The following is a 22,198-nucleotide window of genomic DNA, read 5'->3' as shown; positions in this document are numbered from 1 at the left end:
GCGGTTCAATCGCAATCGGTCAAGGCGCAAGCGCTGTTGCCGACGGCCCGTCTCTACCGCGATCGGCACCAATGCCTTGGCAACGGGCTTTGGTAGCGCTGCACTCGGCAACATGGCCACCGCCAGCGCCGACGGCTCCGTCGCCTTGGGTCAAGGCTCCGTGGCCGACCGTGCCAACACCGTCTCCGTCGGATCCGCTGGCAGCGAACGCCAGATCACCAACGTCGCCGCGGGCGTCGAAGGCACGGATGCGGTCAACGTCAACCAGTTGAACGCCGTCGCCAGCCAGGCAGCAGCAACAGCCGCGAAGGTCGACGGCGCGGTGATGTACGACACCAACGCAGACGGCTCCGTCAACAAAAACAGCGTCACGCTGGGCGGCGACAGTGGCACGGTCATCCACAACGTCGCGGATGGCGTGGTCGCAACCGACGCAGTCAACCTCGGCCAGTTGGATGCAGCTATCGGCAGCGCGATCAGCAACATCGCGGGCAACACCGGTAGCGCGTTCTTCAGCGCCAACGGCGACACCAACACCGAAGCCGCTCAATCATCCGGCACGCATTCGATCGCGGCCGGCGCGAACGCACAGGCAAGCGGCACGAACGCGGTCGCCGTCGGTGCGAACTCGGTCGCAAGCGGCAGCAACGCCACGGCCCTCGGTGCAGGCGCGAACGCCAGCGCCGACAACGCGGTTGCATTGGGTCAAGGTTCGGTGGCAGATCGCGCGAACACAGTATCAGTCGGCGCAGCCGGCAGCGAACGCCAGATCACCAACGTTGCAGCCGGCGTGCAAGGCACGGACGCCGTCAACGTCAACCAGTTGAATCAGGGCATGAGCAGCGCGCTGGGCGAGTCGAAGAGCTACACGGATGACCAGATCCGCTCCGCTCTTCGCGACTCCTACGGCGGCACGGCATCGGCGCTGGCCGCTGCGGGTCTGCCGCAGGCCGTTCTGCCCGGTCATGGCATGGTGGCGGTCGCAGGCGGCACGTATGCCGGCCAGTCGGCGGTCGCGCTTGGCGTGTCGCAACTGTCCGAGACCGGCAAGTGGGTCTACAAGGTGCAAGGCACCAGTGATTCACGTGGTCAGTTCGGCGCGTCGATTGGCGCAGGGATGCACTGGTAAACAACGGAGGTCTTGCCTGGACCCATAACGGTAAGCAGCGAGTGGATGCAGGTCCGGGCGGACTGCATCTTTTGCGCGACATCGATTCGGAAGAGTCGATGTCGCGTTTTTTTATGTGCGCCGCGACTGGCCGAGCGAATTGCCGACTAGGCACGCAATCTTGCACGCGCAGCGCCAGCCCGCTTACCTCTGCATCGACTCCCACACCTTGTACAGACGCTTCACCGAAACCGGCATCGGCGTGCGCAACTCCTGCGCGAACAGCGAAATCCGCAGTTCCTCCAGCAACCAGCGGAATTCCGACAGCCGCGAATCCATCACCCCGCCGCGCTGCGCGAGCGCCCGCTGATAGTTCTGCAGCAACGGTTGAAACTCGGCGAACTGCCGCGCGTCACGAGCCGAGTCGGCTTTCAGCTTGTCGATACGCAGCGCGATGCCCTTCAGATAGCGCGGAAAGTGCGCGAGTTGCGTATACGGTGTGTCGATCACAAAGCGTTTGCCGATCAACGCGTCGAGCTGGTTCAGCATATCCGCATGGGCCGCCGCAAACGTCTTCGCCTGCACGAGCTTTTTGGTCACGCTCGCGTATTCGGTCAGAATCTGCCCAATCAGCCGCGCGATTTCCTGCGCCAGCAAGGTGAGGCGGCTGCGCCCTTCGTCGCGACGCGTGTGGAACGTCACGTCGTCGTCCGGCAGCGGATCCTGCAGACAGGCGCGATCGAGCGCGGTGTCGATCAACTGGTCGCGCAGTTCTTCCTGCGTGCCGCGCGGCATGAACTGCATCGCCATCTCGCGCAGACCCGGCAGGTTCTTCTCCAGGTACTTGATCGGCTCCTTCAACTGCAGCGCGAACAAGCGCCGTAGGCCCGCACGATGGATACGCGCGGCTTCGTCCGGTGAATCGAATACTTCGACGTCGCAATGCGTGCCGCGATCAACCAGCGCGGGATAGCCGAACAGCGTCTGGCCGCCGCGGCGGATTTCCAGCAACTCCGGCAGCTTGCCGAAATTCCACGTGGTCAGTTTTTCGTAGAGCGCGGTAGTCGTCGATCCTTCCTGCGACGCAGTTTGCGGAACCGGCACGCCACCTGGTCCGCGTGCTGCCCGACCCGCTCCTGTATCGCGTGACGATGAGCCCGCACCACCTGCGCCACCCGCTTGCCCACGCGGACCGCCGCCCTGGCCGTGCCCGCTATCGCCGGAAGCGGCGCCGAACCCGCCACCAGCACCCGCCAATGCCACGCCCGCCGCCCCGGCCGCAATCTTCTGAAAATGCTGCTGCGCCTGGCCGCCCAGTTCCGCGCGCAGTTGCGCCAGATTGCGGCCCATGGCGAGCTGCCGCCCATGCTCGTCCACGACCTTGAAGTTCATGAACAGATGTGCCGGCAAGGTCTCGAGCTTGAAGTCCGACTGCTTCATCGCGACCTGGGTCTGCTCTCGGACATCGGCAATCAGCGCCTCCAGCAAGCCGCCCGCGCCGAAGCGCTGACCACCCGTGCGGTCGACAAAACCAGCCGCATATTCCGGCAGCGGCACACAATGACGCCGCAGCTTCTGCGGCAAGGACTTGAGCAGCAGTTGCGTCTTTTCCTTCAGCATGCCCGGCACGAGCCATTCGCAGCGCCGCGCATCCACCTGGTTCAATGCGTAGAGCGGCACGGCAAGCGTTACGCCATCGCGCGGCGAACCGGGCTCGAAGTGATAGGTCAGCGCCATCTCGACGCCGGCCATCGTCATCCGCTTCGGAAACAGGTCCGTCGTAACGCCAGCGGCCTCGTGGCGCATCAGATCGTCACGCGACAGGTACAGCAGACGCAATTTGTCTTCCGGCTGGCCGCTCTTCTTCACTTCGTCGCGATACCAGCGCTCGAACGACGCGCCCGTGTAAATGCCCTGCGGGAGCGCCTGATCGTAGAAGCCGTAAATCAGTTCATCGTCGACCAGCACGTCCTGGCGGCGTGATTTGTGTTCGAGCTGCTCGATATCTGCGAGGAGCTTGCGGTTGTGTGCGAAGAACGCGAGCCTGGTATCGAACTCGCCCTCCACCAGCGCGCCGCGAATGAACAACTCGCGCGCCCGCGACGGGTCCTGCTTGCCGAAGCTCACGCGCCGCCGGTGGTAAATCGGCAGACCGTACAGCACGGCGCGCTCATACGCCGACACCTGCGCCGCGCGCTTTTCCCAATGCGGCTCCGAGAGGGACTTCTTCAGCAGATGCGCGCCGATCTGTTCGATCCACTCCGGCTCGATCTTCGCGATACATCGCGCGTACAGCCGGCTCGTCTCGACCAGTTCAGCGGCCATCACCCAACGCCCGGCTTTTTTCACCAGCGCCGAACCCGGCCACAGATAGAACTTGATGGTGCGCGCGCCGAGGTAGTAAGGCTCGTCGTCGGCTTTCAGGCCGATATTGCCGAGCAATCCGGTCAAGAGCGCGAGGTGAATCTGTTCGAAAGTGGCCTCGGCTTCGTTGATGCGCCAGCCGTGTTCGCGCACCACCGTCAACAATTGCGAATGCACGTCGCGCCATTCGCGCAGGCGCAGTTGCGAGAGGAAATTCGCGCGACACTCGTCCTGCAGTTGCCTATTCGACTTCTTGTGCGCGATCGCTTCTTCGAACCAGTTCCAGATTTTGAGCCATTGCAGGAATTCGGAGCGCTCGTCGGCGAAGCGGCGGTGCGCCTGATCGGCCTGCTCCTGCGCTTCGATAGGCCGGTCGCGCGGATCCTGCACCGACAGCGCGCTCGCGATGATCAGCACTTCGCGCAGCGCCTGCTGGTCACGAGCGGCCAGAATCATGCGGCCGACACGCGGATCGAGCGGCAAACGCGCGAGTTCGCGGCCAAGCGGCGTGAGCTCGTTGTCGTCGTCAACGGCGCCAAGCTCATTGAGCAGCTGATAGCCATCGGCGATCGCGCGGCCAGGAGGCGGCTCGATGAACGGGAAGGTTTCGATTGCGGTCAGATGCAGCGACTTCATCCGCAGAATCACGGACGCGAGCGACGAACGCAGAATCTCCGGATCAGTGAAGCGTACGCGCGACTGGAAATCGGTTTCCTCGTACAGGCGGATGCACACGCCGTCGGCGACCCGGCCGCAACGTCCCGCTCGCTGATTGGCCGCAGCCTGCGAGATGGATTCGACCTGCAACTGCTCGACCTTGTTGCGATACGAGTAGCGCTTCACGCGCGCCAGACCCGTATCGACAACATAGCGAATCCCCGGCACCGTCAGCGAGGTTTCCGCCACGTTCGTAGCCAGCACGATGCGCCGCGCGTTGGAAGAACGGAACACGCGCTCCTGCTCCGCCGCCGACAGGCGCGCAAACAGCGGCAGAATTTCCGTATGCGGCGGATGGTGCTTGCGCAGTGCCTCGGCGGCGTCACGGATTTCACGCTCGCCGGGCAAAAACACCAGCACGTCGCCGGGGCCTTCGCGGCACAGTTCATCCACTGCATCGATGATTGCGTCCATCAGGTCGCGATCGGTCTCGCGCTGCGATTTGGGCCGTTCGCGCGATGACGATGAGGAAGAGGAGCCTTCCGCCGATTTCACCGCCGGACTGTCTTCCGCCACCGGGCGATAGCGCACTTCGACGGGGTATAGACGGCCGCTCACCTCGATCACCGGCGCCGGTTTCTCTTCGCTGCCGAAGTGACGCGCGAAACGGTCCGCATCAATGGTTGCCGAGGTCACGATCACTTTCAGATCGGGGCGCTTAGGCAGAATCTCGCGCAAGTAACCGAGCAGGAAATCGATGTTCAGGCTGCGCTCGTGCGCTTCGTCGATGATCAGCGTGTCGTAGGCCTTGAGCAGCGGATCGGTTTGCGTTTCGGCGAGCAGAATGCCGTCGGTCATCAGCTTGATCGACGCCCCCGGCGACAGATTGTCGGTGAAGCGCACCTTGTAGCCGACCACTTCGCCGAACGGCGTGCCGAGTTCCTCGGCGATGCGCCGGCCCGTCGCCGATGCCGCGATCCGGCGCGGCTGCGTATGGCCAATCAGGCCCGAGCCGCCCGCACCGAGCCCGCGCCCAAGCCCGAGACAGATTTTCGGCAACTGGGTGGTTTTGCCCGAGCCCGTCTCGCCGCAAACGATCACGACCTGATTGTCCGCAATCGCACGGGCGATTTCTTCGCGCCGGCCCGAGACCGGCAGCGCTTCGGGGAAGGTGATCGGGGGAATCGGATTGGGCTCGACCGTGCGCACGGGGCGTGGCGGACGAGGCGCGCGCGGTTCGCGTTCGGCGTCGGCGCGGCGCGACTGGCCAGCGTGCGGGGTGGTTTGCTGTCGCGCTTCGCTGGTTCGCTGACCGCCCCCTTGCTGGACCGCTTGCTGTCGCTCGCCCTGCGTCCGCTGCGCGGTCGCTTGCGGCCCTCCTTCGCTGGTCCGCTGCTGGCCCGTTCGCTGCCCCGCAGCCGGCGAAGCTCCAGCGCCGGTGGCACGCGCCGGCCTCGCTACGTCCTGCGCATCGCGGGGCGTATTCCGCCCGCGTTGATCCGGCCCCTGACCTGCCCCCACCGGCCGGCGAGCGTCATCGCGCGAGCGCTGCGGTTGCGCTTGCGTTGTTTTTCCTGCGGGTGCCCCCGCCTCACCACGGCGGCGTTGCGATTGATCCGGCTTCTGTGACGCTTTCGGGTCAGCGCCTTGCTCGCGACGCGGCTCGCGCGGCTGCTGCCGTGCCTGCGGCGACTTCTGCCCTGGCTGAGGCTGTTGCTGCGCGCCGCCAGCGGCGCGCGCACGACGCTCTGCCTCGCCGAGCGACTCGCGCGATGGATCTGATCCGGCGTCTCGCGCCGTTTTCTCGTTCGCCGGAGCGGGAGTTTTGGGTACATTCGACATGGGGGCGCATTATAATCCCGGGCATGAATTCCCAAACCGACCTCGTCCCCACGCCCGCGAGCGTTCCGGCCCCGTCCGGCGCTTCGGAATCCGACTCGCAACACGCGCAATTCGTCGACTGGATGCGTTCGGTTGCCCCCTATATTCACGCGTTCCGCAACAAGACGTTCGTCGTCGGGTTCGGCGGCGAAGTGGTGCATCAGGGGCTCCTGAATGCGCTCGTCTCCGACATCGCGCTGTTGCAGGCCATGGGCATCCAGATCGTGCTCGTCCACGGCTCGCGACCGCAGGTCGAAGAGCAGATGAGCCTGCACGGCGTGGAGTCCGAGTTTTCGCACGGCATGCGCATCACCGATGCGCGCGCGCTCGAATCCGCGAAAGAAGCGGCCGGCGAAGTGCGTCTGGACATCGAGGCCGCCATCAGCCAGGGCTTGCCGAACACGCCGATGGCGCACGCGCACATCAGCGTGGTGTCCGGCAACTTCGTGACGGCACGGCCGGTCGGCATTCTGGACGGGGTCGACTTCGCCCACACCGGCGTGGTGCGCAAGATCGACGCGGATTCGATCCGCCATTCGCTCGCGAGCCGCAAGCTGGTGCTGCTCTCGCCGCTCGGCTTCTCGCCCACTGGCGAAGCGTTCAATCTGGCCATGGAAGACGTCGCCTCAGCCGCCGCTATCGCGCTGCGCGCCGACAAGATCGTGTTCCTGACTGAAACGCCGGGCCTGATGCAGGAGGGCGAAGACGGTCCCGAACTGATGCGCGAACTGTCGCTCGACGACGCGTACAAGCTGCATGAAAGCGGCGAAGTCACCGGCGACGCCGGTTTTTATCTGAAGCACTCGATCCGCGCCTGCCGCGGCGGCGTGGCGCGGGCGCACATCATCCCCTACGCGCTCGACGGCAGCCTGCTGCTTGAACTGTTCCTGCACGATGGCGTGGGCACGATGATCTCGTACGAGAACCTCGAAAGCCTGCGCGAAGCGACGCCGGACGACGTCGGCGGCATTCTGGCGCTGATCGAGCCGCTCGAATCGGACGGTACCCTCGTGCGGCGCGGCCGCCACCAGATCGAACGCGACATCGACCATTTCTCGGTGATCGAGCACGATGGCGTGCTGTTCGGCTGCGCGGCGCTCTATCCGTACACGCAGGAACGCATCGGCGAAATGGCGTGCCTCACGGTCGCACCCGAAGCGCAAGGCACCGGCGACGGCGAGCGGCTGCTCAAGCGCATCGAGCAGCGCGCCCGCGCGCGCGGACTCACACGCATTTTCGTGCTGACGACGCGCACCGAACACTGGTTCCTGAAACGCGGCTTTGTGAAGGCTACGGTCGACGACCTGCCGGAAGATCGCCGCCGCCTCTATAACTGGCAGCGCAAGTCGCTCGTGCTGATGAAACAGCTGTGAGCGGCCCCATATAGAGCGACTGCCCGATAACGCAACAGCGCGCAACAGCGCCCCCACATTGATACAGTAACTATTTTTTATGGGACCGGAGTAAGTGCTGAAGCACTTACTCCGGTCGACACAGGAGAAGCACAGCATGGCTCGTATGGTTCAATGCGCGAAGCTCGGCAAGGAAGCCGAAGGCCTCGATTTCCCGCCGCTGCCCGGCGAACTCGGCAAGCGGATCTACGAAAGCATCTCGAAGGAAGCCTGGCAGGCATGGCTCAAGCAGCAAACCATGCTGATCAACGAAAATCGCCTGAATATGGCCGATCCGCGTGCGCGCCAGTACCTGATGAAGCAGACCGAGAAGTTCTTCTTCGGCGAAGGCGCCGATCAGGCTTCGGGTTACGTGCCGCCGTCGCAGAGCTGATCTGCTGGCCGACCGCGGAGCACGCATATCTGCATGTCCTTTGACGAAGAATCCGCGCCGTGTGCGCGGATTTTTTTGCCCGTTCGACGTGAAACGCGCCATCCAGCGGCGCGCTCGGCAGGCCGCTTTTAAGCCCGCGTTTCAAATTCTCACACTCGCCCGGATCCCGCGCCCCATAAAGGATCAAGCCGCCTCGGACACCCCTCGGCGGGCCTCTCGGTTTGCACGATCCTCCGTCATCGTGCTATCATGTGCACCGTTCCAACAGTAATTCACCATCATTTCGCGTTCAATTTACTGTGCGGCGCCGTGCGCGACTCACATCGGATTGAGCAGTTTTTATACAAGAAGGCTTGTCGGTCACGTCGCGAGATCCTCGCGCTCATCACCGGCCTTTTTCGTTCCAAGCCTTTCAGCGGCGCCCGGGCGGTTTCAGGCTTCCCCAGCGTCCTCATGCATCTGCCCCCCTTCCACGGCCACGCAGATGCAAACAATCAGCAGCACCTAGAGCAGTGCAATTTCGCGACATGCGCGTTTGCGACATGCGCGTAGGCGATGTGCCTGGCAGCGGCGTTTCCGTTTTTACGCCCTTGTCTGCCCATCACGGCCTCGGCATCGCCCTCGCCCGGTTCGCGAAACTGCACTTTCCCAGCACCCGTGGCGGAACGTTCATGCGCGTTTTCATGAGTTTCGTCGCAGTCATTGGAGTTTTCACCTTGACCGCTTCCAGCAACGGCTTCTGGCGACACAAAAACCAACAACAACGCCTCACCCTCGACGACATCACGGTCGTCGACAAATCCCTCCTGAAACGTGCGGTCGGCGCGATGGCGCTAGGCAACGCGATGGAATGGTTCGACTTCGGCGTGTACAGCTACATCGCCGTCACACTCGGCCGGGTGTTTTTCCCGTCGAGCAGTCCCTCTGCGCAGTTGATCGCCACCTTCGGCACCTTCGCGGCAGCCTTCCTCGTGCGCCCAATCGGCGGCATGGTGTTCGGACCGCTCGGCGACCGCATCGGCCGTCAGCGCGTACTCGCGATGACCATGATAATGATGGCCGCCGGCACCTTTGCGATCGGGCTGATTCCGAGCTATGCCTCGATCGGCATCCTCGCGCCAGCCCTGCTGCTCATCGCGCGTCTGGTGCAAGGCTTCTCCACCGGCGGCGAATACGGCGGCGCCGCGACCTTCATCGCCGAATTCTCGACCGACAAGCGCCGCGGCTTCATGGGCAGCTTCCTCGAGTTCGGCACACTGATCGGCTATGTGCTCGGCGCCGGTACCGTCGCGGTGTTGACAGCCACGCTGTCGCACGAGGCGCTGTTGTCGTGGGGCTGGCGCGTGCCGTTCCTGATCGCCGGGCCGCTGGGTCTAGTGGGCCTCTACATCCGTATGAAGCTCGAAGAAACGCCCGCGTTCAAGAAGCAGGCTCACGCGCGTGAAGCGGAAGACAAGGCGCTGCCCAAGCAAAGCCTGCGCGACCTGCTAGTGAAGCAGTGGAAGCCGCTGCTGCTGTGCGTCGGCCTCGTGCTGATCTTCAACGTGACCGACTACATGGCGCTGTCGTATCTGCCGAGCTACCTGTCGTCGACGCTGCACTTCGACGAGACGCATGGCCTCTTTCTCGTGCTGCTCGTGATGGTGCTGATGATGCCGATGACGCTGTTCGCCGGCCGCCTGTCCGACACGATCGGCCGCAAACCGGTGATGCTGTTCGGCTGTGTTGGCCTGTTCGCGCTGTCGATTCCGGCTCTGCTGCTGATCCGCACGGGCACGATGTTGCCGGTGTTTGGCGGGCTGCTGATCCTTGGCGTGCTGCTGTCGTGCTTCACCGGCGTGATGCCGTCGGCGCTGCCGGCGCTCTTCCCCACCCGCATCCGTTACGGCGCGCTCGCGATCGGCTTCAATCTCTCCGTCTCGCTGTTCGGCGGCACCACGCCGCTCGTGACCGCATGGCTCGTCGATCGCACTGGCAATCTGATGATGCCCGCGTACTACCTGATGGGCGCATCGCTGATCGGGATCGTCTCGGTGCTCGCCTTGCGCGAAACCGCCCGCCAGCCGCTGCTCGGGTCGGGTCCTTGCGTGGCCACCCGCGCCGAAGCACACGCCGTGCTGCGCGGTGAACGCGAGGCCGAAGAGATGGATGAGAACTATGCGTCGGGTGCTACGGCGCGGGCGTAATCGCATCGCGCAATGCAAGCGGCTATCGAAACGGACCGCACGTGTCTTAGCATGTGCGGTCCGTTTTTTACGTCAGCAGCGAATGGAGCGTAGCCGTCGCGCGCGCGCCGTCCACGATCAGCAGTCCCGCCGACACCGGCAGTTTGAAGCGCCGCGGCCCGGCGCTGCCCGGGTTCACGAACAGCACGCCGTCGCGCTCGTCGATCAGCGGCTTGTGCGAATGCCCGGTCACCACGACCGCGATTCCCTTGCTGCGCGGATCGCCGCCCACGTCCGCGATGTCATGCACGACCAGAATCGTCACCTGCTGCGCCGTGAGCGTAGCGTGCGTGGGCAATGCGCGGGCCCAGTCGCCCGTGTCGTTGTTGCCGCGCACGGCCGTGACCGGCGCGATCCGTCCAAGTGCATCGAGCACTGCCTGCTCGCAGATGTCCCCCGCGTGAATGATCGCATCGCACCCTGCGAGATGCAGCAGCGCTTCCGGACGCACGAGATTGTGCGTGTCGGAAATCAGGCCAATGCGGGTAATCGTGGAGGCAGTGGTCATTCGCGGGTTGCGTCCTTGGCAGGCACTGTCTTTGTCGGTAGGGTTGAGCCAGTTTATATTTAGCTCAGCCCCGCCTCAAGGCATGAGTGAAGCGGTTATCCAGCGACCCCGTAATGACCGTCAAGCGGATACGAAGCAGCACAATATGGCTCATATTCTGATGCCCCTGCCCTCCAGGGACGCGGACCCCAGCGAAGTCGCCGTGAGTTGGCAGATCCTGCGCGACCGCGGCCACCGGATCAGTTTTGCCACGCCCGACGGCCGCCCTGCCGAATGCGACGCGTTGATGCTGCACGGCCGCGGTCTCGATCCGTGGGGGTGGATTCCGGGGTTGCGGCGCCTGGCGCTTGTCGGTCGATTGCTGCGCGCCCGCCGGGATGCCCGCGAAGCGCATGCGCGACTTCGCGCGGACGCGGCCTTTCAGCGGCCGTTGCGTTGGGATCAGCTCAATAGCGCCGACTTCGACGGGCTGCTGCTGCCGGGCGGTCATCGTGCGCGCGGCATGCGCGAATATCTTGAGAGCGAGCGTCTGCAAGCCGTCACCGCAGCGTTTTTCGCGGCCGGCAAGCCGGTCGGCGCAATCTGTCATGGCGTGCTGCTGGCCGCCCGTAGCCGTCGCGCCGACGGGCGGTCCGTTTTGTTCGGAAGGCAGACCACCGCCCTGACGTGGGCACTGGAGCGTAAAGTCGCGCTGCTGGCGCGCTTCACCCGCTTCTGGGATCCCCACTATTACCGCACCTATCTCGAGTCGCCCGGCGAGCCACGCGGCTATATGTCGGTTCAGCAGGAAGTGACCCGGGCACTGGCACGTCTCGATGATTTCCTCGACGTGCCGCCAGATGCCCCGGACTACCGTCGCAAAACCGGCGGCATGGCTCGCGATAGCCGCGATGACGAAGGGCCTGCGTTCGTGGTGCGCGACGGCCACTATGTTTCGGCACGCTGGCCCGGCGACGTACATCGCTTCGCGCGAAGCTATGCCGAGTTGGTCGAGGAACGCGAGTCACCTGAAATTCCCTGCGACAGTCTGAATTGCTCTTAAAGAACGCACTCATCGGCCCCGTTCAGCTACATACATGGCCGTCCGCGGCAGATACTTCGAAAACAGCGCCCCGAGCGCGTGCCGCGGCACACATCACAAAGTGCGGGACTCAGATATTCCGTTCAGACATTCCCGCCACCCGGGGCGTAATGAACCGCGAGCCATACGCTCGGCTCGGTTTCCTGCGTCCACGCGACGCGATGCCGGCAATGTGCCTCGATCAGCACATGGTCGCCCGGCCGCAACACGTGCAGTTGCGGGTCGCCTTCGAATTCAAGCGTCGCTGCGCCCGTCAGGAGTACGACCCATTCGTCGCGCGGGCTGTCATACCAGAAGCCTGGCGCGCTCGCCTGGCCAGTCGAGATGATCCGCTCGATCGTCACACCGCCCTGCTCGACGAGCGTATCGAAGCGCTCGTCGGACCCTTGCGTTGAACCGATTCGGAACAGATTGCCGACGGTCGGCATGGCGACTCCCTGGATCAGCGGTTGCAAGGCATCGAACTGAGGCCGTGCGCCCTACTTCAGCGGCTTGAGACCGTCGAGCAGGGTCGGCACCAGTTCGCTGATGGTCGGATGGATATGCATGGCGTATTGCAGCGTCGGATACGGCGCGCCCGCCGTCATGATGTCGATGAACGTGTGAATCGCTTCATCGCCTTCAATACCGAGAATCGCCGCACCGAGGATCTGTTTCGTTTCTGCGTCGACCAGCGCCTTCATGAAGCCGTCAGTCTCGCCGCGTTCGCGCGCGCGGCCGACCCGCGTCATCGGCATGGTCGCGATCAGCGCGGCGCGGCCGGACTCGCGCACCTCGGCTTCGGACAAGCCCACGCGGGCAAGCGGCGGATCGACGAAAACCCCATACGCCATGATGCGGGTATCCGCGCTGCGCGTGCCGCCGTCGAACAGATTCGCAGCCACGATCTGGTAGTCGTCATAGGACGTGTGGGTGAACGCACCGCGGCCGTTGACATCGCCGATCGCCCACACGCCGGGCACGCTGGTGCGCAACGCCCCGTCGACCGGGATCATGCCCTGCATGTCCGTTTCAAGGCCGGCTGCCGTGAGGCCGAGGTCGTCGGTATTCGGCTTGCGGCCAATGGCGAACAGCAGATGCGAGGCCTCGATAGCCGGCTGCGCGCCGCCGAGATCGATCCGCACACGTTCGCCGTCGAGCGGTTCGACACGGTGCGGTTGCGAGCCAAAGCGAAACTCGATGCCTTCGCGCGCCAGCACCTTCTGCACCGCCAGCGCGAAGTCGGCGTCCTCGCGGGCAAGTACGCGCTCGCCGCGCACGATCACCGTCACCCGGCTGCCGAAACGGCGGAATATCTGGGCGAATTCGAGCGCGATATAGCTGCCACCGACAATCGCCAGATGCTCGGGCAATTCGGTCAGATCAAGCAGCGAGGAATTAGTGTAGTAGCGAATGCGCTCGATTCCTTCGAGCGGCGGCACGACCGCACGCGTGCCGGTGTTGATGAAGATTTCGTTCGCTTCGAGGTCCTCGACGATCTGGCCTTCCGGCCCGCTGACGCTCAGCGTATGCGGCCCGGTAAAACGCGCATGACCCTTGATCACGGTGACGTTGGGCGCACCGCGCAGCCATTTTTCGACGCCGCTGCGTGACTGGCCGATGATCTGGTCTTTGCGCGCCTTGACCTGTGCCAGATCGACCGTCACCGGTCCCGCCACGTGCACGCCGTACGCGTCCGTGTTCCGCGCCACGTGCGCGACGCGCGCGCTCGCTACATAACTTTTGGTGGGGGTGCAGCCGACATTGACGCAGGTGCCGCCGAACTCGGCCCGCTCGATCACAGCCGTCCTGCGGCCGTTTGCGCCCAGGCGCACCGCTAGCGGCGATCCGCCTTGTCCGGTACCGATCACGACTGCATCGAAGTGCTGTGGCATGACTTGTCTCCCGAGGGCTGGTGGCAGCGTTGTGCCATCTTACTAGCGCTCGCGAGGATATGCCGTGACGTCTTGAGGGGTGGTGATGGACCCGCAGGCCCGCAGTTTCAGGTTGGGATTACGTGTGACGAATCTGCTGCGGTTTGCTCAGCCGTGGCAATGCGCTGCGCAGATCAGTTCGCGCGAGCGTTGCAGCGCCGCCTGGGCGCCCTTCGTGGCCACCATCAGGCCCACCTGGCTCAGGTTGAAATCCTGCGCCACCATCATTTGCATCAAGGCCACCATCGGCAGGACCACCGATGGGTGATAAAGCTGTCTTTCGATTAATGCTCGCATTTCCGCTCCCGGCGCGTCCCGCCGCTTCGGCAAGACGTTACTTTCGTTTCGATGGTGGAATTCTAGGCATCCACGCAGCGCGGATAAATAGCCGGAAAGCGAAGGGACTTGTCGCGGAAAGTGAATAATCCGCCAAAGGCTGGCGAACGGCCCGCGGAAGGCCAGCCGGCGGGGCGTGCGGCCGACGGCGGCGGATTGGGAACGGCCGCTTCGGAGGCGGTCAGGCCGACCAGCCCGGCAGCCTCCACGCGCGCTAAAGGGTTATTCGAGCAACGCGGGGTTATTCGAGCGGCGCGCCGATGAACACCGGCAGCGCCTCGGCGCGTTCGGAAAACACCGCCAGCGCCGGATAACGCGCCGCGTCGAGCACGCCCGGCAACATGAACTGCGTAAAGCGCCAAGCGACGGCGATCGTTATATCCGGCTGCATCAAACGCTCGCCGAACAGCCAGCCGTCGCGGCCGGCCAGACGCGTCTCGAGTTCGGCATAAGCCGCGTGCATCTGCTTCTGTACCCGCTCGACCCACGGCTCGAACTGAAACTCCTGCGGCCGCAAATTGCGCTCATAGACCGTCTGCATGGCCTTTTCGGTGGCCGCGAGCCCGAAGCCGATCAGATTCAGCGCCTGCAACCGCGCACCGGCCTCCTCGGGCATCAGACGGCGGGCGGGCTGCACTTTACGGTCGATGTGATCGAGGATCAGGGTCGATTCCATCAGCACGGTGCCATCGTCTTCGACAAGGGTCGGCGCCTTGACCGCCGGATTGATCTTCGCGAACTCGTCGAAGTGGCGAAACACCGAGACGCTGCGATGCTCGAATGGCAGGCCGAGCACGGCCAGCGAAATCGCCACACGGCGCACATAGGGGGAGTCCAGCATGCCGATCAGTTGCATTCGTTACCTTGTGGGTCGAGATGGAAGGATTGCAGGTTGCGCGCATAGGCGCCTGCCGCCACCGGGCGGCTGAACAGATAGCCTTGCTGCTTGTCGCAGTCGATCGAACGCAGGAACGAGGCCTGGGCCGGCGTCTCCACCCCTTCGGCCGTGACATTCATGCCGAGCGAATGCGCCATCGCCACCACGGCCTGGGTGATCGCAATGGAGTCGCGATGATCCGGCAGGCCGGCGACGAACGAGCGGTCGATCTTCAGGTTATGCAACGGAAAGCGCTTCAGATACGACAGCGAGGAATAGCCGGTGCCGAAGTCGTCGACGGAGATCCGCACGCCCATGTTGCTGAGCGCGCTCAGGATCGGCAGCACGGTTTCGCTGTCGCTCATCAAAAGGCGCTCGGTAATCTCCAGTTCCAGCGCATCGGGTCCGAGTCCACAGTGCGCGAGACAGCCTTCGATCTGCTCGACCAGGCCATCGCTCACCTGCCGCGGCGACAGGTTCACCGCAATCACGAGGTCCGGGCCGAGCGTGCGCCGCCATTCGGCCAGTTGCTCGCACGCGCGCTCCAGCACCCAGGTGCCGATCGCGACAATCAAGCCGGTGTCCTCCGCGACCGGGATGAACTCCACTGGCGAGACGTCGCCCAGTTCGCTGTTGTACCAGCGCAGGAGCGCTTCCGCGCCGACTGTGCGGCCGCACCGGCTATCGATGATCGGCTGGTAGACGAGACTCAGCTCGCCCGCCGCCAGCGCGCGGCGCAGGAACTGCTCGATCGCGAAGCGCCGTTGCAGGTGCTGGTTCAGCTCCGCGGTAAAGAACTGGAAGTTGTTGCGGCCGCGCTGCTTGGCCGAGTACATCGCCGAGTCGGCATTGCGCATCAGGGTCGGCACATCAAGGCCGTCTTCCGGAAAGAGGCTGATGCCGATCGACGCCCCCAGGTAGTACTCGTTGCCGGCCACGGCGAACGGCACGCCCACCGTCTCGAGGATCTGGCGCGCGAGAGCGATCAGATCTCCGGTGTCGTTGTAACCGCTCACGACAATCACGAACTCGTCGCCGCCCACCCGCGCGAGCGTGCCCTCTTCTTGCACGCACGACGCGAGCCGGCGCGCCACGCTGCACAGGAGCGCATCACCCGCTTCGTGGCCGGCCGTGTCGTTGACCTTCTTGAAGCCGTCCAGATCGACGAACAGTACGGCAACGCGTGCGAGCTCGTTATCCAGACCCGAAGGCTCGAACAGGTCGCGCATCCGCTCGGTCAGGTAGGCGCGGTTATAGAGGCCGGTGAGCGAATCGCGGGTGGCGAGGTATTTGAGCTGCTGCTGGGCCTGGCGCACCGGGCCGATATCGGTAAACGAGATCAGTACCGACCCCGGCTCGCGCTCGCCAGGCTTCAGGATCGGCACCACGTTCAGGTTGATCCAGATAATCTCGCCGTCGGTGAGCTCAAGACCGATCGTCATACCGAGCACCGCTTTGCCGGTCGCGAGCACGCGCACCGTCGGCCGCTCGGCGTTCGCGATCGGCGTGCCGTCTTCATGATAGGAGCGCACCATCACGGTAAAGATATCGTGGCCGAGGAGGTCCGCCCCCGCATGCAGCATGCGCTGCGCACTCGGATTGCAGGCCAGCACCACACCGTCGCGCGACTGCACCACGATGCCCTCATTCAGGTGATCGACGACCAGACGGTGATGCTCTTCGCTTTGCGCGAGGCGTTGCGCGATGGCGTCCTGATGGACCGCGAGGCCGACGCTGCGGCCAATGTTGCGCAGCACCGCCTCCTCTTCGAGACTCGGGCCGCGCCGGGTGCGATGGTAGACGGCGAACGCGCCGAGCACCCTGCCCTCGTCGTTCTCGAACGGAATCGACCAGCATGCGCGCAAGCCGATCGGCAACGCGAGATGCCTGAAGTCCGCCCACAGCGGATCCGTCTCGATGTCCTCGACCACGACCATCCGCCGCAAAAACATCGCCGTGCCGCACGAGCCGACCTGCGGGCCGATGACGGCGCCGTCGAGCGCAGCGGTGTAAGACTTCGGCAACGAGGGCGCGCCGCCGGCGCGCGCATGGATGCCATCCTCATCGAGCAGCAGGATCGAACAACTCGCGCCCTCGCCGAGCAGTGCCTCCGCATAGCGGCACACTTCGTCGAGCAACTCCGGCAGCGGCGTATTGCGCGTGATCAGCCGCAATACGCTGCGCTCGGAAGCCAGCAATTGCTCGGCCATCCCCGACGGATAGCGGGTGCTGTCAGACGCTGCTGCAACCGTGTCACCTGGTGTCACCTGGCAAGTCATATCTGAGCCCCCTATCCCGACATCGGCAGGTTCGGACGGGTAGCACACTGGGGTTTACGCCTGGACCCATCAATCGATCCATTGAGCATGGCAAAGCCGTGCCGGCCACCTAGTTGTGCGTGTGCAAATCCGGATTCAGTTGCCCCCATGTTTTGTTGCGCGAGAGCGCCTCGACCGCGCCGCTCTGCGAATTGCGCCGGAACAGCCAGCCGGGTTGCCCCGACAGCGTGGCGGCCTTGACGACCGAACCATCCGGCAAGCTCACCCGCGTGCCGGCCGTGATATAGCAACCGGCTTCGACGACGCAGTCGTCTCCGAGCGAGATGCCGATGCCCGCATTCGCGCCCAGCAGGCAGCGCTTGCCCACCGACACCACCTGCGTGCCGCCGCCCGACAGCGTGCCCATGATCGACGCGCCGCCGCCGATATCGCTGTGATCGTCGACGACCACCCCGGAGCTGATGCGTCCTTCGACCATCGAAACGCCGAGCGTGCCCGCATTGAAATTGCAGAAGCCCTCGTGCATCACCGTGGTGCCCGGTGCGAGATAGGCGCCGAGGCGGACCCGATCCACATTGGCGATGCGCACGCCGGACGGCACCACGTAGTCGGTCATGCGCGGGAATTTGTCGATGCTGGTGACTTCGAAAGGCGTGCGCGCGGCACGAGCCTTCATCCGGACCTGGGCGACCGCTTCTACGACACAGGGGCCGAACGAGGTCCATGCGACGTTGGCAAGCAATCCGAACAGTCCGCTCAGATTGGCTTCATGCGGTTTGATCAGCCGGTGGCTGAGCAGATGGAGGCGCAGGTAGACGTCATGGGCGTCGAGCGGCGGCTCGGCGAGCGACGCGATCGCCGTACGCACGCCAACCACCTCGACGCCCCGGCGCTCGTCGGGGCCAAGGCAGTTCGCCGCCGCGTCGCCGATCGCACGCGACACTTCGTCGTGCGATAGACGGACTGTGCCGGCCGCCGCGACTGGCTCATCGGCCAGTTCGGGTTCGGGAAACCAGCTATCGAGAATGGTGCCGTCGGCGGCCACGGTCGCGAGGCCAACCGCCATCGCACCGCCCGTCTTGTGTTCACCCAATGCCATCGCGCCTTTCTCCAGTGAAACTCAGTTGTTAGGCGGCGGCTTGCCCTGGTTGCCGCCCCCGCCCCCTCCGCCGCCCGGCCGGCCGCCGCCTCCCGGTGGGCGTCCACCTGAACCGCCGGGGCCGCCTGGGCCGCCGGGACCGCCCGGGCGTTGAGCACCCGCCCCGGGACGCTGGCCGCCCGGGGGTTGACCGCCTGGGGGCCGTGCGCCACCGTTGCCTGGAGGTTGACCGCCTGGGGGCCGTCCGCCGCCGTTACCTGGAGGCTGGCCGCCCGGAGGCCGTCCGCCGCCGTTGCCTGGCGGGTGTCCACCTGGAGGTCTGCCACCCGGACCACCGGGCGGCGGTCCCGGCGGGCGTCCGGGTGGACGTCCCGCGCCGGGACGCGGCGGCGGTGGCGGTGGGTGATGCGCCCAGCGCGACTGATTGTGATACCAGGGCCGGCCACGGTAATAGTTGCCCCAGTAAGTGCCAATCGAAAACGTGACGATGGGCAACCCGATCACCGTGCCGTAATTCAGCACCGGCACGGGGCTGCCTTGATAAGGGTAGCTAATACGGCCAGCGTAAACCCAGCCGCGCAGATTCGGCAGTGCGACATCGCACCATGTGTAACCGGCCACGCATCCCATCACGGTGACGGGTGCGCCGCCCGGCAATTGCGACACGACCGGATAGTCTCGTGCGGGCCCCGCGCGAAGGTTCACCGGGCTATTGGTAACGGCCTGCGTCTGCGCGAAGACGGCAGCGGGCACGAGCAACAGACTGGTCAACCCTGCATAACAGCACTGCACGAACTGTCTTCGCATTGTGGCCTCCTCGGCGGGGCGGTTTTTGATTGTCGCTGCGTGTTCTGGTTGTTGCTGCTGGTTGTTGCTGCCTGAGCTAGCGTACCGCATCCCGATGAACGCCGCAGGTCATTCGCGGCGGCAGCGGGAACATTTGGTAAGCAGGTCGCAAATTCGTCCCTTTTTTGAGGTCTGCGCAATTCCAACTCGGCCGATCATTCATCGCACACCCGAACCCTGTTTCGCCGGTACCGCCATGAAGATCTTCCGAACTGCCGTTCTCGCGAGCTTGCTGCTCAACCATCTGCCGGCCCATGCGACCAGTTTCGATTGCACCAGGGGCCGTTCGGTCCCGGAACAATTGATCTGCCATCGAGCCGATCTGTCCGGCCTCGACGACCAGCTCGGCAAGCTGTACTGGCAAGCGCGACGCGCCGTCGCCAATCCGAAGGCGTTCCGCGCCGATAGCGACAGCAAATGGGCCTGGCGCGAAGCGAATTGCGCCGACGAGGCCTGTCTGAAAACCTGGTACGCCGGGCGCATCGAGGAGTTGCAGCGTTTGCTGGCGAGTCTGCGGCAGGGCCCGGCTGCTGAGCCGAGCAAGCCGGCGGAGTCAGTTGAGCCGGATCCGGCACCGCGTTTGCATGAACTATCCCGCGACCCGGAACGACGTGGGCTCGCGCATGTCCAGCCGGATGCCAATGCCAATGCAAGCGGAACAACGGTTGCGCTGCAATGCACCTCCGCCGATCCGGGCATCACCATGCATGACCAGTGTGCGACGGTCCTTAAGCAGGACACGCGCTGGCAATATCCGCCCCATAGCGGCGACTGGTTCTGCGGGCTGGCGAACGTGGCGCAATCGCTGGCCAAACCAGAACCAGAACCGGTTGCGGAACAGTAAGCGCAGAAGACGCGCTACCTGCCGGACGCCATCCCCACGAGATACCCCCGCACCGCCACTTCGACACGCCCGCGCAGATCCACCGCGTCGGTTTCACCGCCCTGGCCGGCGCCGTCGATCATGCCGTGAGCGATCGCCAGCACATCCTGCGCGGCCTGCTGGCGGTCCGGCACGGCGGGCGCATCATCAAGCAGCAGCGCATCGACCATGATCTGTTGCAGCACGTCGGTTACGCGCTGGTTGCGCTCCCCCATCGGCAGACGCTGCTCCTCAAAATCGACGATGCGCGCCAGCGCCGGCCGGCGCATCTGATGCGCCACCGCCGCCTCGATCAAACCGGCCAGCACCTCGGCACAGGTGCCGCCCTGCGCCGCCTCGCGCGCCTGCCCGAGCAGCGTGGCCGTTTCGCGCTCAATGAGCGCGGCCGTCAACGCATCGCGATTCGGAAAGTACTGGTAAAGCGAGCCGATGCTGACACCGGCGCGCTCGGCGACCGCGTTGGTCGTGTAGCCCTCGAGCCCCAGAGTCTCGAGAATGCGAGCAGCCGCCTCGAGGATTGCCTCGACGGTCGCCGTGGCACGCCGCTGAGTGGGCGCCTTGCGGGGCGCAAGCGCATCCGGACGTTGATTTCGGGCCATGGCTGGAAAGCGAGTAGTGAATGCGAGTGAGTGCTCATATTCTATCTACTCCTCCAACCCGAAAGGAATCCTGTCATGACCGACTCGCCCAACCACGCGAAAGAGGCATCCGATAGCGCCGCCCTCCCCGCTGCCCTGACCGTATTCATGCTCGTGAAAACCCGGCCCGAATGGCTCGAGCTTCCCGAGGCCGAACGCTCAGGGGTGTTACGCGAACACGTCGAACCGATTCTGCGCAAGTACCGTGGGCAGGTGAGCCTGCGGCTCTACGACACTGAGTTCTATTCGAGCGTCGTCACCGATGTCTGGATGTGGGATGCCACGAGCCACCAGGCCTATGAGCAGGTGGTGGAAGCGCTGCGGGAGACGCCATTCTGGGATCGCCTCTTCGATATCGTCGAGATCCTTCCCGGCGTCGAGAACGCGTATGGCAAGCGCGAGCAGCGGGCGCCGCCCGCGGCGTAAGCGCGCCGCCTGCACTGGCGCTCGCGCCCCAGCCGTCAGGTCGCGGACTCGATCGCAACGCTGTTAGCGTAGGCGGGAACGTAAAACGTCCTGTGTGCTTTCTCTCAGGCTATATAGTGTGTTTGCCGTGCCAGAGAAGCGCCTCCCCGCGACGATCTTCGGGTCGTCGCCCTTGCGCTTCACTAGCACTGCACGAGGTATATCGGCCAGGAAAGATGCAATCTTTATATCTGATTAACCCTGAATTTTTGGCGCCGTAATCCTTTCCTTTCCATTCCTCGGCAACCATTTGCGAACGTTCGAACACCACCCGGTTCACCCGGCAGGCGCCACCTGGGCCCCTTGAATGCCATGCCGGGCCAGCGCCGCCGCGACGAACCCCGACGACTTCATCTCCTCGACAAACTCCCGCAGATATTGCGCAGTTGCCTCGCCACGGTTTCTTGGCGTCCCCATGGCCTGCTGAATGACCATGAAACGCTCGTCCAGCAGACGCAACCCGGGATTAAGCGCGGCGTCCGCCTCGAGTTGCTGTTTGACACCCGCCGCCACCTCCAGCCCTTCTTCGAGGAAGGTCCGAACCACAGCGGGCGAACTCGGCGCACGCACGATTTGCGCGTGACCCAGTTCACGCGTGAGAAACAGGTCATAGGCACTGCCCTTGCCCACCGCGACGCGGTGGTCCGCAGTGTCGACCTCCGCGTTGCGGCGAATTGCGGATTCGTTGCGCACGAGGTAATAGCCTTCGATCAACACATAGGGCGCGGTAAAGGCAATGCTCCCGCCGCGCGCAGGATCGATTGCGAAGAAGCCGATGTCAGCCCGCTCGTCCGTCACCGCCTCCACCGATTTGCCCGCGGTGTCGAAGACGACCTGTTCGACCTCGACGCTGAGGCGCCGGGCGAACTCGTTGGCCAGATCGATCGAGATGCCGAATGGCTGCCCCGTGGCGGCGTCCTTGTTGACGAGGATGGGATTGCCGAGGTTGATCGACGCCCTTAGCTTACCGGTGGGCGTGAAGGCAGCGTGAATGGAAGGCGTGAGGGTCATCTTCGAGTCTCCAGACGACGCTATGGGTAGATGTTTCCACGTCTGCATTTTTGCACTTTTCATGGTCAAAATGCGATGTAAATGAAATCCCACAAGCAGGAAGCCACCCCGGTCGTGGCGGCGCGCGTGTGTCAGTGTTGTTCGAAACGCAGTGCTCGAACAGCACACGCTCTTTGCGATTGCGGCCACGTATCCCTGATTTGCAAAATCTGACCGAGCTGCCATGTCAGCGCCAGGGTGAG

At 64.4% G+C, this 22,198-nt stretch carries 18 protein-coding genes; 7 read left to right on the top strand and 11 right to left on the bottom strand.

The features are described from left to right. The first annotated feature begins 112 nt into the window (after positions 1-112). Entirely contained in the window at positions 113-1,129 is a 1,017-nt protein-coding gene (locus tag P3T40_RS09200; RefSeq protein ID WP_429267383.1) for a YadA family autotransporter adhesin, read from the top strand. Positions 1,130-1,312: 183 nt separating this feature from the next. Here the strand turns inward: P3T40_RS09200 and hrpA are convergent, their stop codons facing one another. Next, positions 1,313-5,971: an ATP-dependent RNA helicase HrpA gene (gene hrpA / locus P3T40_RS09195; protein WP_429267382.1), complete on the bottom strand. Its 4,659-nt coding sequence runs from the start codon at positions 5,969-5,971 to the stop codon at positions 1,313-1,315. Between the two features lie 23 nt (positions 5,972-5,994). Between hrpA and argA the strand changes: the two genes are divergently transcribed. From argA to proP, 3 genes are all read left to right on the top strand, one after another. Continuing rightward, positions 5,995-7,383, top strand: a complete 1,389-nt coding sequence (argA, locus tag P3T40_RS09190; protein WP_429267381.1) for an amino-acid N-acetyltransferase — start codon at positions 5,995-5,997, stop codon at positions 7,381-7,383. Between the two features lie 136 nt (positions 7,384-7,519). Then, positions 7,520-7,795, top strand: coding sequence for an oxidative damage protection protein (locus P3T40_RS09185; protein ID WP_133648312.1), 276 nt, complete (start codon positions 7,520-7,522; stop codon positions 7,793-7,795). A gap of 683 nt (positions 7,796-8,478) precedes the next feature. Beyond that, the gene (gene proP, locus P3T40_RS09180; protein ID WP_429267380.1) at positions 8,479-9,981 is read left to right on the top strand and encodes a glycine betaine/L-proline transporter ProP; all 1,503 of its coding nucleotides are present in this window, start codon (positions 8,479-8,481) and stop codon (positions 9,979-9,981) included. Positions 9,982-10,048: 67 nt separating this feature from the next. Here proP and P3T40_RS09175 read toward each other — a convergent pair whose 3' ends face one another. Next, entirely contained in the window at positions 10,049-10,528 is a 480-nt protein-coding gene (locus P3T40_RS09175; RefSeq protein ID WP_429267379.1) for a metallophosphoesterase family protein, read from the bottom strand. Between the two features lie 145 nt (positions 10,529-10,673). Between P3T40_RS09175 and P3T40_RS09170 the strand changes: the two genes are divergently transcribed. Further along, positions 10,674-11,570, top strand: coding sequence for a type 1 glutamine amidotransferase domain-containing protein (locus P3T40_RS09170; RefSeq protein WP_429267378.1), 897 nt, complete (start codon positions 10,674-10,676; stop codon positions 11,568-11,570). A 122-nt stretch (positions 11,571-11,692) separates the two neighbouring features. Here P3T40_RS09170 and P3T40_RS09165 read toward each other — a convergent pair whose 3' ends face one another. The 7 genes from P3T40_RS09165 to P3T40_RS09135 all read right to left on the bottom strand — a co-directional run bounded on the left by P3T40_RS09165 (position 11,693) and on the right by P3T40_RS09135 (position 18,920). Further along, entirely contained in the window at positions 11,693-12,037 is a 345-nt protein-coding gene (locus P3T40_RS09165) for a cupin domain-containing protein (RefSeq protein ID WP_429267377.1), read from the bottom strand. A 51-nt stretch (positions 12,038-12,088) separates the two neighbouring features. Then, positions 12,089-13,483, bottom strand: coding sequence for an FAD-containing oxidoreductase (locus P3T40_RS09160; protein ID WP_429267376.1), 1,395 nt, complete (start codon positions 13,481-13,483; stop codon positions 12,089-12,091). A gap of 147 nt (positions 13,484-13,630) precedes the next feature. Next, complete coding sequence (locus P3T40_RS09155; RefSeq protein WP_429267375.1) at positions 13,631-13,819, bottom strand: hypothetical protein; 189 nt, start codon at positions 13,817-13,819, stop codon at positions 13,631-13,633. A 280-nt stretch (positions 13,820-14,099) separates the two neighbouring features. Further along, positions 14,100-14,714, bottom strand: coding sequence for a glutathione S-transferase family protein (locus P3T40_RS09150; protein ID WP_429267374.1), 615 nt, complete (start codon positions 14,712-14,714; stop codon positions 14,100-14,102). Then, entirely contained in the window at positions 14,705-17,014 is a 2,310-nt protein-coding gene (locus P3T40_RS09145; RefSeq protein WP_429267373.1) for a putative bifunctional diguanylate cyclase/phosphodiesterase, read from the bottom strand. Before P3T40_RS09145 ends, P3T40_RS09150 begins: the two co-directional genes overlap by 10 nt. 109 nt (positions 17,015-17,123) lie before the next feature. Beyond that, a complete protein-coding gene (dapD, locus tag P3T40_RS09140) occupies positions 17,124-18,113 on the bottom strand; it encodes a 2,3,4,5-tetrahydropyridine-2,6-dicarboxylate N-succinyltransferase (protein WP_429267372.1) in 990 nt (329 codons plus the stop codon). Between the two features lie 21 nt (positions 18,114-18,134). Beyond that, the gene (locus tag P3T40_RS09135; protein ID WP_429267371.1) at positions 18,135-18,920 is read right to left on the bottom strand and encodes an SH3 domain-containing protein; all 786 of its coding nucleotides are present in this window, start codon (positions 18,918-18,920) and stop codon (positions 18,135-18,137) included. A gap of 235 nt (positions 18,921-19,155) precedes the next feature. On the opposite strand from P3T40_RS09135, the gene P3T40_RS09130 reads away from it, so the two are divergent. Further along, positions 19,156-19,803 (top strand): lysozyme inhibitor LprI family protein, encoded by a 648-nt coding sequence (locus P3T40_RS09130; protein WP_429267370.1) that lies wholly within the window; start codon positions 19,156-19,158, stop codon positions 19,801-19,803. 14 nt (positions 19,804-19,817) lie between these two features. Here the strand turns inward: P3T40_RS09130 and P3T40_RS09125 are convergent, their stop codons facing one another. Then, a complete protein-coding gene (locus P3T40_RS09125; protein WP_429267369.1) occupies positions 19,818-20,441 on the bottom strand; it encodes a TetR/AcrR family transcriptional regulator in 624 nt (207 codons plus the stop codon). Between the two features lie 75 nt (positions 20,442-20,516). Between P3T40_RS09125 and P3T40_RS09120 the strand changes: the two genes are divergently transcribed. Next, on the top strand, positions 20,517-20,906 hold the full coding sequence (locus P3T40_RS09120; protein ID WP_429267368.1) for a darcynin family protein: 390 nt from the start codon (positions 20,517-20,519) through the stop codon (positions 20,904-20,906). Between the two features lie 315 nt (positions 20,907-21,221). Here P3T40_RS09120 and P3T40_RS09115 read toward each other — a convergent pair whose 3' ends face one another. Continuing rightward, a complete protein-coding gene (locus P3T40_RS09115) occupies positions 21,222-21,956 on the bottom strand; it encodes an ABC transporter substrate-binding protein (RefSeq protein ID WP_429267367.1) in 735 nt (244 codons plus the stop codon). Positions 21,957-22,198: the final 242 nt, after the last annotated feature.

Source organism: Paraburkholderia sp. EB58 (assembly GCF_050436665.1).
Taxonomy (GTDB): domain Bacteria; phylum Pseudomonadota; class Gammaproteobacteria; order Burkholderiales; family Burkholderiaceae; genus Paraburkholderia.
Note: the sequence above shows the minus strand (reverse complement) of the source record. Positions and strands in the feature narration are given on the sequence as shown.